10 protein-coding genes and 1 pseudogene are annotated in these 15,861 nt (G+C 70.7%); all 11 read right to left on the reverse strand.

Annotated features, from left to right (window positions below):
* Positions 1 to 52: 52 nt before the first annotated feature.
* On the reverse strand, positions 53 to 2,173 hold the full coding sequence (locus tag GA0115234_RS42690) for a hypothetical protein (protein ID WP_161275750.1): 2,121 nt from the start codon (positions 2,171 to 2,173) through the stop codon (positions 53 to 55).
* The gene (locus tag GA0115234_RS39895; RefSeq protein ID WP_107405849.1) at positions 2,173 to 5,181 is read right to left on the reverse strand and encodes an ATP-binding protein; all 3,009 of its coding nucleotides are present in this window, start codon (positions 5,179 to 5,181) and stop codon (positions 2,173 to 2,175) included. The genes GA0115234_RS42690 and GA0115234_RS39895 overlap by 1 nt, the downstream gene beginning before the upstream one ends.
* Complete coding sequence (locus GA0115234_RS39900; RefSeq protein ID WP_093551618.1) at positions 5,178 to 7,040, reverse strand: hypothetical protein; 1,863 nt, start codon at positions 7,038 to 7,040, stop codon at positions 5,178 to 5,180. The genes GA0115234_RS39895 and GA0115234_RS39900 overlap by 4 nt, the downstream gene beginning before the upstream one ends.
* Before the next feature lie 388 nt (positions 7,041 to 7,428).
* A complete protein-coding gene (locus GA0115234_RS39905; protein ID WP_093551620.1) occupies positions 7,429 to 8,403 on the reverse strand; it encodes an alpha/beta hydrolase in 975 nt (324 codons plus the stop codon).
* A 385-nt stretch (positions 8,404 to 8,788) separates the two neighbouring features.
* Positions 8,789 to 9,232: a cupin domain-containing protein gene (locus GA0115234_RS39910; RefSeq protein ID WP_093551622.1), complete on the reverse strand. Its 444-nt coding sequence runs from the start codon at positions 9,230 to 9,232 to the stop codon at positions 8,789 to 8,791.
* Positions 9,233 to 9,414: 182 nt separating this feature from the next.
* A complete protein-coding gene (locus GA0115234_RS42050; protein ID WP_093551624.1) occupies positions 9,415 to 9,807 on the reverse strand; it encodes a VOC family protein in 393 nt (130 codons plus the stop codon).
* 104 nt (positions 9,808 to 9,911) lie between these two features.
* On the reverse strand, positions 9,912 to 10,766 hold the full coding sequence (locus tag GA0115234_RS44025) for a hypothetical protein (protein WP_093551626.1): 855 nt from the start codon (positions 10,764 to 10,766) through the stop codon (positions 9,912 to 9,914).
* A gap of 62 nt (positions 10,767 to 10,828) precedes the next feature.
* Positions 10,829 to 11,344: pseudogene (locus GA0115234_RS44565) on the reverse strand (FAD-binding protein); the annotation flags it as partial.
* The gene (locus GA0115234_RS39925; protein WP_093551628.1) at positions 11,290 to 12,615 is read right to left on the reverse strand and encodes a cytochrome P450; all 1,326 of its coding nucleotides are present in this window, start codon (positions 12,613 to 12,615) and stop codon (positions 11,290 to 11,292) included. The gene GA0115234_RS39925 and the pseudogene GA0115234_RS44565, both read right to left, overlap by 55 nt.
* Positions 12,612 to 13,556, reverse strand: coding sequence for a terpene synthase family protein (locus tag GA0115234_RS42700; protein ID WP_093551630.1), 945 nt, complete (start codon positions 13,554 to 13,556; stop codon positions 12,612 to 12,614). The genes GA0115234_RS39925 and GA0115234_RS42700 overlap by 4 nt, the downstream gene beginning before the upstream one ends.
* Before the next feature lie 474 nt (positions 13,557 to 14,030).
* Entirely contained in the window at positions 14,031 to 15,623 is a 1,593-nt protein-coding gene (locus GA0115234_RS39935; RefSeq protein WP_093551633.1) for an oleate hydratase, read from the reverse strand.
* Positions 15,624 to 15,861: the final 238 nt, after the last annotated feature.

Consider the following 15,861-nt stretch of genomic DNA (forward strand, 5'->3'; position numbering starts at 1 on the left):
CTGGCGCGGTTGCGGCACCTCGACGTAGGCGCCGGTGTTCAGCCTCCACCATTCACCCCAGGCCCAGGCCCTTCCCGAGGCCCAGCCCCCGGCGCTGTGCCAGATCCTGTCGCAGGGCCTTGGTGACGCCTGGCGCCACGTCGGGCACACTGTTCACGCGGTTCACCGTGGCCCGGGTCACGTCGGCGAAGCCCAGTGCGGCGACGTTGCGCGATGGCTCAAGGGCCCGCTTGTTCGGTTTCCCCGGTGCTTCGCGCTCCTGGTCCGGGCTCTCCCGGCCTTCCTGAGCCCGGTTCGCTCCCTCCCGGTCCTGGGCCTGTCGCGAAGCGTCGTGCGCCTGTTGGGCCTCCATGGCTCGGGCCCTTCTGGCCTCGTGCATGCGCTCGGCATCCGGTTCGAGCTTGAGCTCCTCGGGCTTGAGTTCCCTCGTCTCGACGTCGGACCGATCCTCGTCGTCCCCACCCTTGTCGTCACGGGGCGAGGCACTGAGGTGGGCAGGGGTGTCGTCGGCGTCGGATTCGCCGGAGTCTGCGGATTCCGCGGGCGCGGGCTCGCCCGGTACGTCTTCGTCCTCGGGATCGTCACCGGGGTCGTCCGGACGGCTCGGACTGCCCGGACCGTCCGGAGGCACCCTGGCTCCCCCTCCGTCCGTTGCCGCGTGCGTCGCTGGTTGGCCAAGGTTGAGCCACGGGTTGGGGCGCTGCTCACTGATCGTCCCGGCCTGCTCCGGCTCCTCCATACCTGCCGCCGGAGGGTCACCATCCTCCCACTCACCGTCCGACGCCCTGCCCTGCGCGGGCGTTACTGCGTCCGATCGCGTGTCCGGCGTCCCCTCGACGGCGGCCCCCGCACGAGCGGCATCGGCCTCGAAGGATGCGCTGCCGACAGCCTCGTCCAAGGCATTCATGGCCTGCCCGACAAGGCCCACAGCAGTCTCCGCCACGGCGACGGCGACCTTGGCCACTCCGCCGGCCGTCGCCTCCACGGCCTGGTTGGCCTCGTCTCCCGGGCTCGAAGAGGTCTGGCCGTCCCAGGCGTCAGGCTCCGATTGTTCCTGGCGGTCTGGATCCAGGTCCCGGTTCGTGGCGCTATCCGGGGCTTCTGTGGCAGCGTACGGCTGCTGCTGGTCGTCCTGGTCGGGGACGTCCGACTGCTCGGGCCGGGCAGGCCCGGCGGACGTATGGTCCGGGCTGTCCCCTTCATCGGACGCAGCCTCGGTCCCGTCCGCAGCCCTGGCCTCGGTCCGATCAGGCGCCTCGGACGGGGCTTCTGTCGAGTCACTCAGCTGGGTGCCGTCCGGCACATCCTCCGTTGCCTGACTTTCGCCCCCGGGCTCCTGTACTGGCCTCTCTTCTGCCTTGGATTCAGCCTCGGGCTGGGACTCCGGGGCAGCTTCCGCCTGCGGGCCGGGCTCAGGATCGAGTTCGGGGCCGGGCTCGGGCTCGGGATCGGATTCGGGGTCGGGCTCGGGATCGGATTCGGGATCGGATTCGGGCTCGGGATCGGGATCGGATTCGGGGTCGGGCTCGGGATCGGATTCGGGATCGGGTCTCGCCTCCGGCTGCGATTCCTGCTCACGCGCAGGTGTGCGTTCCGGGTCCGGATCGGCCTCAGGCTCAGGCTCAGGCTCAGGCTCAGGCTCCTGCGAAGGCTCAGCCTCCGGTTCCGGTTCCGGTTCCGGTTCCTGCGAGGGCTCAGGTTCCGGTTCGGGCTCAGGTTTCGAGTCTGGTTTCTTGTCAGACTCCGGTTTCTGGTCAGACTCCGGGTCCGGCTCAGGTTGGTCCGGACCCGTTGGCGCGTCCCCCGTCGGGGGCTCGTCCGGCGGCTCCGTGGAATCCGGCCCGTCCGCTGGAGAGTCACCGTCCTTTGGAAAGTCACCCTCCGCCGAAGAGTCACCCTCTGCCGGAGGATCACCATCCGCTGGGGTTTCAGCGGCAGGCGGCAGCGGCTCGGCAGGTTCGGGGGCGGGTTCCTGGGCGTCGTCACGCTCCGGGGCATCGGAACTCCGGGCGTCGTCCGCCCGCTCCGGGGTGGCCTCCCGCGGCACCCCGGTGTTCTCGTCGGACCCGTCCGGTACGTCTCCGTCCCCGCGAGCATGCGCGTCCTTCGGCGGCGGGGGCGGTGGAGGGGGTGGTGGGGCGTCGGGAACTCCGCCGCCGAGTTCGCTGCTCATCAGCGGGCTCCCGTCGCACCGGCGCACACCTGCGCCACGCGTGCCGCCGTCTCCGCCACCACCGCGCGCAGACGCGGGCCGTCCGCGCAGGCCAGGGCGAAGGCCCGCCGTACGTGTTCCTCTGTCGTGCCGCCCGTCACCGCCGCCACCGCGTCACGCAGACCGCTGCGGTGCACATCGCCGATCCGGGCATGGACCTTCTCCGGACCGTACCCGGGCAGGGCGCGGACCTGGAGGCGGTGCTCAGCGCCCGAGGTTCCGGTCAGGACCAGGCCGCGCGACGCCCATTCGGCCTCGTGTTCCGGGTAGCTGTGGGGCCCGTCCGGGGCGGCCTTCCGGGCCCGTTGGACGGCTTCCAGCACGTCCCGGAAGCGGTAATTGGCGAACGTGTAGCGGCGTCGGTCCCCGGCCGGAGGCGACTCCGCGCCCGACAGCCCGGCCGACAGCACGGCGTACAGGCGCTCCGCGAAGTCCGCCGGGTCGACCTCGTCGCGCATCAGGGCCTCCCGCGCGGCGACGGCGCGCTCCGCCGCGTAGACAAGGGTGCACTCCAGATCGCGCGCGGCGAGCGCCGTCAGCGCCGTCCGTACTCCCGTGGCCGGATCGGGGGCGACCATGCCCATCGCCTGCGCGCAGGCGGCCGCCTCCACCCAGATCAGGTGCAGCGGCTTCATGGACCGGTGATGGGCATCGTTCATCGTGCGCAGGGTGCAGGGTGCACTGCGGCACGAGGCCCCGCAGAGGCGGCTGCGGCTGCCGAGCAGCGGTGGGTCTCCGCAGGCCCCCTGTGTGCTCTCGTCGTGTTCACCGTGCGGGATCGCCGTGAGGACGGGCCGGTCCATGCCGTCGGCGGCGACGGCGGCGCGCCCCGGCGGCAGGGCGACGACGTTCTCGCTCTGTTCCTGCTGGAGGTTCATGGTGGCGCCCACGGAGCGGCGGTCGTCCTCCGCCGGCAGCCTGTGCATGATCTTCAGTGCGCTGTTCTTGATCACGTCGGGGAGGATCTTGCTGGGGATCTGCTCCACGATGACGACGCCCTCGCCGTACGCCCGGATCTCGGCGAGCAGCGAGGCGAACAGTTCGACGGCCGCGGCCGCGGGCCCGTCCTCGACGTTCTTGAGGAGCCGGTGCGCCTCCTCCACGACGACCACGTGGCGCAGGGGCACGCCGCCCGCGCCGTGGTGAACCCTGAGGTGTTCCACGAGGCGGATGAGGACGGCTCCGATGAGAAACGCCTTGTCCTGGTCGTTCGTGATCGTTTCGAGTTCGAGGACCACGTTCCCGGAGAGCAGGCCTGCGATGTCCAGTGGGTGGCCGCCCTCGAAGAACCGTCCCGGTGTGCCTTCCCGCAGCGATCCCATACGGACGTCGACGAAGCCCCGTACGTCGGCGGTGACCTCCTTGCCGTACCCGATCATCTCGACGACCTGACCGGCGGTCGCCTGGAGTTCACCGAGGGTCGGGTAGACCGCCGTCCGGGGCGCGTCGGGCTCGTCCAGCACGAACTTCGGCTTGTGGGCGGGGCGCGGCTCGCCCGTCACGAGGTCCCATCCGGCGTCCGTGTAGCACTGGGAGAGCGCCCGCGCCAGGACCTGGGGGAAGGGTTCGTGCCCCTCGAAGGCGGCCAGGAACAGGGCCCGTACCAGGTCCACGTGGCTCTGCAGCGGGAAGCCGGGTTCCGGTTCCAGCGGGTTGAGGGAGGCGGGCGGGACGTCCACATCCCCCGGGCGGATCACGGTGACCCGCCGGGCACCCTTCGGTCCGCTCGCCGCGCCGAGGCGCCCGGCCATGCGCGCGTACTCGGCCTTCGCCGGTTCGATCGCCAGCCAGGGGACGGGCCGTTCGTGCGTGGACAGGGCGCTGAGCAGGCTCCGTACGGTCTGGGACTTGCCCGAGCCGGTGGCTCCGCAGACGAAGGCGTGCCGATTGAGGGTCGAGCGCGACACATGGACCCGGCCCGCTGCCGACAGCGACTCGTCGAGGATCTCGCCGATCAGGAAGCCGTCGGTGGCCGTGGCCTCCGCCGTGTCGTCGGAGGTGACGTCGAAGGAGTTCGGCGCCACCGTGCGGATGCCCGGGAGTTCCCGCTCCGGTGGCCGGGCGAGCGCCGCCACGAGTTCCGCGGGGGCGACGAAGGGGGTGCTGCCCGGCGGTCCGGGTCCGTCGGTGGCCGGGATGATCGTGCTCAGCGCGTCGGCGAGAGGTACGGGGCGCCGTACCGGGACGAGGACGTACGGCAGTTCGTCCAGGTCGCCCGAACCGCACAGCAGCGCCGCCGCGGCGAGCGCCGGACCGGGCTGCTCGGCGCCGACCAGCACGCGTACGTTCCACACCCCGGTGGCGCGTGCCCTCGTGAGCTCCCGGTAGCGGGCCTCGGCCCGTTCGGCCGCCACCCGGTCGGGCGCGGAGTTCTCCCGCTGGCGCAGCCGGGGCAGCTGTACGGACAGCGCGGCGCGCTCCTGTTCCAGCCGCTCGTACGGAAGGGGTTCGGCCAGGAGCAGCCAGGCGAAGGCGTCCGGGAGATGGGCGACGGCGTCGTCGAACGATCCGCGGCGTTCCGTGGGCAGCGCGCGCTGGTCGTCGCCCATGCGCAGGACGTCGTGGGAGCCGAGGCAGGGCAGCCAGTACGGCATCCGCTCCAGCAGTGCGGCTGCCTCGCCGGGCGGGACGTCGCGGGCCGTCGCCCCGGGCGGGTATCTCAGCGGGTGCTCGGCCGTGTCGGGGGGCCGGTCCCCGGCGGGCGGGAAGAAGGGGGCGCCGCCCACGAGGAAGTGCATCGGCCGGTGCGGGCCGGGGCGTACCCACGCGGCGGCGAGCCCGGCCGGCCGGCCGTCGCCGTGCCGGCCGAGCACGGCGTGGGCCGCTGTCACCGCCGCAGTCAACTGGGCGGCCGTACGGTCTTCCGTACGGGGGTCCTCCGGTCGGCGGGGCACGGTGAGCAGGCGGTGGAAGCGGTACGCGCCGAGCGCGGAGAGCCCACCCTGGCCGGCCCCGACGCCTGCGGTCATGTCAGGCTCGCGCGGGGCCGGGAGGACAGCCGGGGAAGGAAGTTGATTCCGGGGTTGCAGTCCCCGAACACGACGCGTCGGCCGCCCGGACCGGCTTCGACGAGGACCAGTCCGGTCACCGGTAGGGCCTGGAGCTGGGTGGGTTCGACCGCGAACTCGTAGACACGGCTGAGGTTCTCGCCAGTTGTCGTCGATTGGGCGGTCGAGGTGTTGGTGGAGTCCTGCCAGCTGCGGGAGAGGGAGGTCGAGAAGGAACGTGAACTCCCCCAGTTGCTGCCGGACATGCCGCCGCCCCGGTTGAAGCCGTCCGTGTCCGACACACCCCGCTGGTAGCCGTAGCTGCTGCCGCGGCCCTCGGTGAGGGTCTCCCCGGTCTGCCGGGTCAGCTGGTTCACGAGGAATTTGTGCTCCTGCCCGATGAACTGCGCGGCTGCCTTGGCCTCCTCGCCGTTGCCCATGCGCATGAACACGGTTGCGCTGTCCGACCCACCGGCCACCTGCACGGTGTCTTCGCGCAGGTGTTCGAGGAGAAACACGAGCCTGACGCCGGCCGTCCTCGCCTCCCGGGCCATCGATTCCAGGGCGTCGCGGCCGAGATGGCCGGCTCCGGCGACGATGAGCGTCCCCGATCCGTTCGGCACGGCGCGCTTGCGGAGCACGTGGAGCAGCCGGAAGAACACGAAGCGATCCGTGAGGTCCTTGCGGCGGCGCACGGAGTCCTCGGTCGTGACGATCGTCAGCCCGGCGGCCTGCCACCACTCCGCTGCCCGGCCGCCGGGGGCCGCGACCTCGTCCTTCCTCGGCGTGAGCAGTTCCGTCTGTGCCCGCATGTAGCGGAGCTCGTTCTGGACGCGCTCGCCCTGGCCCAGGAGGTCGATGGCCCGGGTGATGGACTCGACCTCGGAGAGGCTGAGCGTGCCCGGTGCGTCCGGGGCGGTGTCGTAGACGCGGAGCAGGACGCGCAGGCCGGCGGCGAGACGGGTGAAGGTCACCGGTCCTTCGAGCAGTTCCGCGACAGTCTGGACCACGTCCACGTCGATGGTGTGGAGGTCCACGTCGGCGCCGGGCGGGCGCATGGTGCCCAGCGCTTCCGCGATTGTCTCGGCCAGTTCCTCGGGAGTGAACTCGTCTCGAAGATCCATGTCGAGCAGGGCGCCCGGCATGGGCACGTGCGTGACGGCGATGTCACGGCTTGCGGCGAGCCCGGCCAGTTCGAGTGCGACGGCCTGTTGGGTGAGGTCGAGGACGACGAGTGGCTGACCGCTGCCGAGGAGTGGGCCGCCGACCGTGGCGAGCAGGCTCGCCCAGCCGTTGCCCGTGCCGCCGAAGACGTCGATCCGGCTGGGCCTGGACGCAAGGGAGAGCGGGAACCACGTGTCCAGCGTCTCGTTGTGCCTCAGGTGCTCCTCGCGGTGGGCGTCGATCCGGCTCTGCCAGGCACGCCGACGCCGCTCGTGGTCACGCCGGGCGTGGGCCCGAGACGTCTCCAAGCGGTTTCGGGCGGCCTTCAGCCGGGCGCTCGGGGAGCTGGCCATCAGTACGACGATGACGAGGCAGACGACGATCGCCGCGGCGGTCCCTCCGCCGACGGCGAAGCCGACGATGCCTGCCAGCAGCACGAGGCAGCCGGAGCCTTTGTTCTTCTTCCCGATCATGGCCCGCTCCTCCATGGCGCGGACCTCTTCGCCGGAGGGCTCGGTGTACACGGGCGGGTTGTGGGCGTCCCGGTGTGCGGGCGGCGCGGGCGGCTGGACGAACTCCCAGCCCCAGCGTTCCTCCCCGGTGAAGACACGCAGAGCCAGTTCCGCTCCGGCCTCCGGCTCGCCTTCTCCGCGGCGTTCGTTCTCGGCAGTACTCATCACGCCCCCCGTCGATGTCGGAGCATCGTGACCTGCGTGGTGGCGCCTGTCAGTACCCCGACACCTGGCCAGGTGGTTTTGACCGGAAGTCGCCTACGCGTGACTGGACTTGATGGTCCGTCGCGCATCTGGAAGGAGGGGCTCCGCAGCCGGGCCTCTGGCCAATCACCCCGGCCATGCACCGCCTGGTCTGTACGGGACATGGCCAACCCTGCTCATGTGTGGCGGAGTTGATGTGCCGGGAGTTCGTGTCCGGGGGTGGCTGAGAACGGCTCCCGGTCTGCCGATCGCTTTCGCGTCGGATCACCGGCGGGGCCCCGCCGGGCCGGGCGTCGTCCACGGCGGGCGACAGCGCTCCTCCGACGGGGCAGTGATCCGGATGGGGCCCTCAACTGCCGTGCAGGGCCTTCTCCAGGAAGGTGACGGCGAGTCCGCGGGCGACATTGGCGGCACGGGTGTCGCGGAGGCTGTCCAGGAGGAGGAAGTCGTGGACCATGCCGGCCACCCGGACCGAGGTGACGTCCACCCGGGCCTCGCGCAGCCTGTTGGCGTACTGCTCGCCCTCGTCGCGCAGCACGTCGGCCTCGTCGGTGATGACGAGGGTGGTGGGCAGTCCCCGGAGCTGCTCCAGGGATGCCCGGAGCGGGGAGGCGTAAGCCTCGGTGCGCTGGGAGGGGTCGGTGGTGTAGGCGTCCCAGAACCACTTCATGCCGTCGCGGGTGAGGTAGTAGCCCTCGGCGAACTGGAGGTAGGAGGAGGTGTCGAAGTCGGCGTTGGTCACCGGATAGAGCAGGACCTGAGCCTTGAGGTCGATCCCGCCGCGCTCCTTGTTCATCAGCGCGAACACTGCCGACATGCAGCCGCCGACCGAGTCACCGGCGACGGCCACGCGTGAAGGATCGAGGCCGTGGTCCGCGCCGTGGTCCACGATCCATTGGCCCACAGCGTAATTCTGTTCCACCTGGGTGGGGTACTTCGCCTCCGGTGCCCGATCGTAGACGGGGAAGACGCCTGCGGCGCCCGCGCCGACGGTGAGTTCACGGAAGAGACGGTCGTGGGTCCTGTCGTCGCCGAAGACCCAACCGGCACCGTGGATGAAGAGCACCACCGGTAGCGGGCCGTCCGTTCCCTTGGGCCGGATGATGCGGGTGCGGACCTTGCCCCATGGTCCGGCGTCGATGTCGACCCACTCCTCGTCGACGTCCGGGCGAGGCACACCGGGGTCGCTCTGCAAGCCGAGCAGGATGTCCCGGCCCTTCTCCGGAGGGACCTCGTAGATCCGGGGGTGAGAGTCGGTGGCCTCGGCCAGTTCCTTGGCAGCCGGTTCGAGGCTGGGCGTGAGGGGCGGCGGAAGCTCGGTCATGTTCGCTCCATATCGCGGGCACGCATGTGGGCTGCGGACCGTGTCGCGGGATTTCGGCGATCAGCGCAGGCGATGACCGCCTACGGGCGGAGATTCCCCCCTGCCCTCCATGGTTGGTGCCGCGGTCGGCGAGTGCAACCGCCACCGGGGAAGGCATGGTCAGAGGGCCGGGCTCCAGGGGCGAAATCCCTGGTATTCCACCCCTGGAGCCGTTGCGAACCTTCACTTCCCTGACAGAGTCGCCCACCAGCACCCGGCGCTATCCGGCGGAGGAGCATGTCGCGGCCTCGCCGGAACCAGATCCAGTTCCCTGCCCCCGAGTACAAGGAGTCGATCGGGCACAAGGAGCCGATGCCTGATGTGGTCGGCAGTCCACGCCCGCCTCCTAGCGCGCGCCCGTCTCAGTCAGTTGGTACAGCTCGGGCAGCGAGACCTTGATCGGCTCCTGGGTGGTCCGTGCGATCACGACGACCACGGGCTCGTCCGGGTCCGGGTTCTCCTCGCGATGCGGAACGAACGGGGGCACGAGCAGGAAGTCGCCGGGACCGGCGGAGATCCGTACCTCCTGCACGCCGTCGTGGTAGACGAACACGGGGTGTCCGCTGACCACGTAGATCCCCGCCTCCGAATCGCCGTGGTGGTGGTTGTCCGTCGCGCTCAACGGCGGATTCTCCACCAGCCCCATCCAGAGCTTCTTCGAGCCGACCGTACCGCCGCTGAGAGCGGCGTGACCGTCCAGCTCACCTGCTCGTACGTGATGGACCCGGTTGCCGGAAGGGGCGCTGTCGTCGGTACTCGGTGCGGACTCGATGCCCTTGCGGGTGGTCATCTGTGGCCTCCTGTGCTGTTGTCGACGGCCTTCGGTCGAACACCAGGCTGCGACCAGCAACCACAAAACAGCAACCATTCTTGCCGCAACAGCAAAGCGCATGGGTGGGCAACGAGAGTACGAACACCGTGAGGCGCTGGAATCCCCGCCCGGGGCGGGCAGCGGGCCGCCCCGGGCAGCGCTCAGTACGTCTGGATCTCCAGCAGATTCCCGTCCGGATCGTGCAGGTGCGCCGCCCGCAACCCCCACCCCGGCAGATCCCGGGCCGGCGCCACCAGAACCCCGCCGTGCCGCCGGCACAGCGCGACCGCCGCGTCCACCGCCGCAGCGTCCGCGGCGGGCACCACGAAGGTCGCACCGCCCGCCGGAGGAGCCGATGAGACCTCACCGGCGAACGCATCCCGCTGGATCACCGCGAATGCGGTCGTCCCTTCGGGCGTGTCCCAACTGGCGTACCCGGACGCCGCATCACCCCGCACGAGCGCATATCCCATCAGCGCGGGCAGTACAGCCTCATAGAAGGCAAAGACAGCCGGGTAGTTGCCGGCGAGTACACGCGGATACAGAGTAAACACAAGTCCCAACCTACTGGTCAGGTGCTCTCCTCCGGGGCGGACGTCGCTAATCCAGGCCGGAGTTGATACGGGCGACAGCCGTGGAGTGGTCGTGTCGGCCGCTGTCAGGGGTGTCCGGCGAGTTCGGCCACCCGTCGATGGCGGCCGATCGCCTCGGCGGCGGTCGGTGGCCTTCTCCGGCAGGGACGCAGCGCGGCGAAGGCAACTGCGGGGGCGGCCAGGCGGGCCGCAGGGGCGGTGAGGGCGAACACGTCGAAGTACGCGGCGAAGACGGCCGGGTCGGTGAGTGCGGCGCGGGCCAGCCGGTCACCGTACCAACGGGCGAGACGGTCCATGGGGCCTTTGGCGGAGAGGCCGTTCGACTTCGCGCCGGGGAAGCCCCGGTCCTGTTCCTCGGCCATGGTCCACGGTGTGTCGACGACCTGGGCGACCCGCCGTTGGATCGAAGTGCCCACGCCGGGGTGCAGGCCTTCGATGCGGAGGACGGCCCGGATGGCGGCGGCGCACTGGGCGGCGACCGTCATGCCGTGCCCGTACACCGGATTCAGCGCGGCCACCGCGTCACCGACCGCCGTGAACCCGGCCGGGGCACCGTCCTCGTGGAAGCGGCGGCGATTGAGGGTGCTGCGGCAGGTGCGGATCGGGCCGATCGGGCGGGCGGCGCGGACCAGACCGTGAACCACCGGGTGGTCCAGGGAGCTGAGGAACGCTTCGAAACCGGCCTCGCTCCGGGAGGGTTCACCGCCGCGGGTGCCGGAGAGGGTGACGATCCAGCGGCCGCCCTCGATGGGGATGACCGTGGCGCCGCGTCCGGGTACACGGCGGCCGGGGACGGGGACGATGCTGACGACCGGGAAGCCGTCGTTGCCGCCTGGCGCGTCGAAGAGCCGTGCGGCGTAAGCGAGTCCGGCGTCGACCGCTCCTCGCGCACCTCCTCGGAGCCCAGGGCGCGCAGCCACTCCGGGGCCCGGGAGTGGCGACCGGTGGCATCGACGACCAGGTCGGCCGGCAGCGTCTCGCGCGTCCCGTCCCGGTTCTCCACGAGCACTCCGTCGACCCGGCCCGCGTCTCCCAGCAGGCCCAGGACGGAGGTTCGCGTACGGACCGCTACGGCCAGGCCGCTCATCCGCTCCCGCACGACGTGGTCGAGCAGGTGCCGGCTGCAGGCGATCAGGAACGTGGTCGAGTCGTGGTCCGGGAGCCAGCCCGTCCCCAGGCGCATCAGCAGTCCGGAGGGGATCTGCCGGTGGTGGGCCCCGGCCGCGCGCAGCGCGTCGACGGTGCCGGGCAGCAGGGAGTCGAGCGCGTCGGCGCCACCCCCGAGAAGGATGTGGCCGAAGTGGCCCTGGGGCACTTCTCTGCGCGGCTCCGGCCCGTCCGGCAGATTGCCCTGTTCGATGACGGTGACCTGCCGGGCATGGGGTGCGAGGGCTGCGGCGGCCAGCAGTCCGGCCAGGCCGCCCCCGAGGACCAGGGCGGTGCTCACGGGATGGTTCCGGTCGGGTCGGGGGCGTGGTGCCGGGTCGCGCGCATCCACACCGGGCCGGGGCGCAGGGTGGCGAGCGGCACTTCGCGTACCGGCCTGCCGGGTACGTGGTCCAACTGCCAGGTTCGCATGATCGTGGCGAGCAGCAGGGTCGATTCCGTCAGCCCGAACTGCTCACCGACACAGCGGCGCGGCCCGGCGCCGAACCCGATGAACGGGCCCCGCTGCGGGTGGATGCCGAGCCAGCGGTCGGGGTCGAAGCGATCCGGCTCGGGGAAGTACCGGGACTGGCGGTGCAGGAGGTAGGGGCTGTAGACGACCGCGGTGTCCTGGGGTAGTTGGTGCCCACCGAGATCGGTGTCGGTGGTGGTGACGCGGGTGAGAAGCCAGCCGGGCGAGTAGAGGCGGACGGCCTCGCGGATGACGCGGCCGGTCAGTTCCAGTCCTTCGACGCTCCCCGGTGCGGCGGCCGCCCCCACGGTGTCGGCCTCGGCCCGGACACGGTCGGCGATCCGCGGGTGCTGGGCGAGGAGATGCAGGGCCCAGACCGTGGAGTTGGCGATGGTGTCGAAGCCTGCTGCGAAGATCGTCATGATCTGGTCGGTGATCTCCGCACCGGTCAGCATGTGCCCGTTCTCGTCGGCGGCCACCAGCATCGACACCAGGTCGCCCCGGTCGTCCGGATCGGCGCGGTAGGCGGTGACGACCTCGTCGACCAGGCGCGTGAGCCGGGAGCGTGCGCCGTCGTAGCGGCGATTGGCCGGCAGCGGGATCCGGTTGAACCGGTGCGGCAGCAGCATGCGCCGGTACGAGCCCCCGATGAGAAGCACGAAGTCCTCGACGGTCTCCCTCAGCCCGGTGAAGGGCAACTGGGTGAACAGTGCCGCGACCAGGCTGCGGCCCGCGGTGAGGCTCAGTTCCGCGGTGAGGTCGACCTCCTGGCCGTCGTGCCAGGAACCTGTCAGGCGCCGCGCCTCGCGCTCCATCACCTCGGCGTACTGGCCGATCCGCTCGTTGCGGAAGGCGGGCTGCACGTAGCGGCGCTGGCGGCGGTGGTCGGCATGCGGGCACGTCACTAGGCCGTTCCCGGCGAAGTCCCTGATGCGTTCGAACAGGAAGCCGCCCTTGTCGAAGACCCGGTCCTCGCGCAGCACCTGCCGGGTCAGTTCCAGATCGCAGACCACGACCACGGTGACCGGGCCGAGCCGGATCCGGACGAGGTCCCCGTGCTGCGGCAGGGAACGCAGGAACACCAGCGGATCCCGCAGGAAGGGCACCAGGTGTCCCAGTACCGGGAGCGCCCCGGGCGGTCGGGGAATCATCGACGTACCTCCATCGTGCGGTAGCGCCTTGCCGTCGCGGTCCAGTGGACGAGGGCATGGGCGAAACGGAGCAGTGCCCGGGAGAACGCCCGGACCTCCTCCGGCCACGACGGGCCCCGCGCGATGCCGTCGGCCAGGAACTCGAACGTCATCAGCTCGGCCTCGCACAGCGCGCCGACCCGGGCCGCGGCGCTGTCGGGCGTGAGGTCCTCGTGGACGGTCAGGGAGCGAAGGAGGTTCTTGCCGTTGCCGGCGGCGGATTCGCCCTGGGCCGAGTAGAGGTCATTGACCCAGCAGACGACGTGGTTGAAGCGCATCAGCACGTCCACCACCTGCGGGTGGCCGTACACCTCGTCGGAGATGTCCAGGCCGTGTGCCAGTTCGGTCCAGCCTGCCGCGCACAGCACGGCCCCGTCCCGGTCCCGGTGGAAGAGGTACTCCGGGAGCGTGGGAACGGTCTCCCCGGCGGTGCTCGCCTCCAGGTAGTCCAGCGAGGCATACAGGTAGGAGCGAAAGTGCGCCGCGTAGCGTGCCCGCCACGCCGGCGTGGTCAGAGCGGCTGTCTCGTCCCACAGCACGGCGAACACCCGGACCAGCGGATCCGCTGGTCCGGTGTGCCCGGTTCCCCCGGTCTTCCCTGTGCTTTCGGTCTTCCGGCAGGCGCGGCCATCAGCCGACCCGTGTGTCGGCCGGGGGGCTTCCAGAACGTCGGTGAGGGCGCGGACGGTCTGCCGGGCCCCGGCCGGCGGCCGGCCGATCCACTGGTCGTCGAACCGATCGTCGAGAATCCAGGTGAGCATCAGCCATTTCGCCGCCGCGGCCAGACCCGGGCCGCAGGGAGCGTCACCCCACGCGCGCACGATCAGGTCGACATGCCCCTGCGCCAGGAACGTCCGAGGACTCCCGCCGAGAACACCGGTGGCGGTCAGCCATGCCTCCACCCGCTTCCCGATGGTCCCCGCGTCGGGGTGCGGCGAGGGGCTGGGGACCGCCCCGAGGAAGAACGGGGTGTGGGGTGAGGACCCATCCGATGGCCCGTCCGACCCGCCCGACTCATTCAGGAGGACCTGCTTGGCCGACTCGTCCGGCCCGGCCGCGCCATGAGTCCGGCTGTACGGTGACGCATCCCGCCCCACGCTCCACCTCCGAGCCCCGTCATCGGCCGGTCGGCCGGAGGCCCAGTCTGGCCAGGCGCGGCGACTGTTGAGGCCACAACCACATTCAGTCCCCCGCACGAGTGCATCGGGTCGACCAGGTTGACGCTCTCCGCCGAGGGGCCCTCCGGCAGGGGCTTGAATCCGCCATCGGCCGGCGTCCACGTGCCAGGCATCATGAGGGGCACGTGTCCAGAACGGACACGGCCCCCACCGAACCTCCTCCGACACCGTTCAAGTGGTGCGTGGTCCGCTTCGGAATCAGGCGAAGGCGGTCCTCAGCGCGGACCAGGCGATCTTCGGATCGGAGAGACCGTGGTACATCGTCGGGATCTTCTTGTCGACGCCGAAGTGATGATAGACAGCGAGCATGGCGGCGCGGACCGAGTACTCGACGGTGAAGACCACGTCCTCGGGGATCTCGACGAACTGGCCGAGGAACGCGAAGTTCTCGGCGCCGTCGGGAACGACCAGCGGCCGGTCCGTGACGGCGCGACGCTGGAACTGGGCGTCGATGTAGGGCATCTGGACCGTGGTCACCTTGGTGGTGGCCCGGACCTCGTCGGCGATGTCGTCGAAACCGAGATGTCCGAGGAGCTCGTCAAGGATCTCGGCGCCGGTGCAGTCGTCCATCTTCTTCGGTACGTGGTCGCCTGGGACGTCGCCGAACAGCGCGTATCCCCACAGCGTGTACGTGTTCTCCTGCTGGTCCCGGAAGTGCGGCTGGGCCGGCACGACGACCGAGAGGAGCCAGCGCGAGTCCTTCCAGGTCATCAGGGCACCCTCGCCGGGGACGTTGCCGGTGTACTCCTGGATGCGGTCCAGGAGAGTGCTGCCCGTCATGGTGAGGGTGAAGGACTCCCACTTGGTCTCGTCGATGTTGCCGCAGAACGCGGTCGGGCGGCCGAAGTCCGGGGCCTTCCTGGCGATCGACTCCCACAGCCGCCAGGATCCGTCGCGCCTGTCGCGGATCAGCTCCGGGACAGTGGAGCGGTCGCCGTACGTGGTGTCGGCCGTCATCGACCCGATCGTCAGGAACGCGTAGTCCTCCTCGCCCAGCTCGATCGTTCCCGCCTCGACGCCGTCGCGCTCCAGGTGCAATCGGGAGATCCGTCGAGCGGCGGGGTCGGAGAAGTCCACGTCGGCCACGGTCACCCCGAACTCGGTCCGCACGCCCTGGGCGGTGAGCCACTCCTGGATCGGGCGGATGACGGAGTCGTACTGGTTGTACTTGCTGCGCCGCACCCCGGACAACGTGTGGATACGGTCGAATTCCTGGACGAAGGCAAGGAAGTAACGCTTCAGCTCGATCGCCGAATGCCAGGTCTGGAATGCGAAGGTCGTACGCCACATGCACCAGAAGTTGGTGGCGAAGAAGTGCGGCTGGAAGAAGTCGTCGATACGACGCGCGCCGATGACCCGCTCGGGCAGCGCGAGCAGCCGGGTCATGTCGACGCGGTCGCGGGCGTCCAGACCGAGCTGGGAGGCGTCGGCGATGGTGCGGTCGCCGTTGATGATCCGGGCCTTGGCGTTCGTGGGGTGCTCGATGTTGAAGGCGAGCACCTCCTGTCGTACCGAGATCGCCGGATCGTCCAGGGTCGGAATCGTCTCCAGGAGGTTCCACAGGCACACGTAGTGCTCTTCCTCGAACATCCGGCCGCCACGGGTGACGTAACCGCCCTCGGTGGTCGGGGCGGGGGCTCCGTCCATCGACCCGCCGAGGATCGGCAGCTGTTCCAGGATGTGTACGTTCTCGCCGGGCACCCCGGCGTCTCGTACGAGGAAGGCGGCTGCGGCGAGCGAGGCGATGCCGCCGCCGACGAGGTGGACCTGGGAGTTCTTCGATGCCGACACGAGTTGACCTCCGGTACGGCGGAGCGAGCACGGAACGGCCGCGGCGGGCGATGTGGCCCGTCGGCCCTCACCGAGCCTCTCCCACCTCCGCACATCGCGCGAACGGAGCCGGCCGGGCGGTCACCGAACCGGATGAGCCGCCGGACGGGTCTGCCGCGCGCCAACGGTCGGCGTGCTCATCCGCTGCGACTGCGGCACCTCGGCACATGGGCGGTGCGGACGGCGCACGGTCCCCGGT

Origin of the sequence: Streptomyces sp. DvalAA-43, from assembly GCF_900091725.1 — a bacterium.
GTDB classification, from domain to species: Bacteria; Actinomycetota; Actinomycetes; order Streptomycetales; family Streptomycetaceae; genus Streptomyces; species Streptomyces pulveraceus.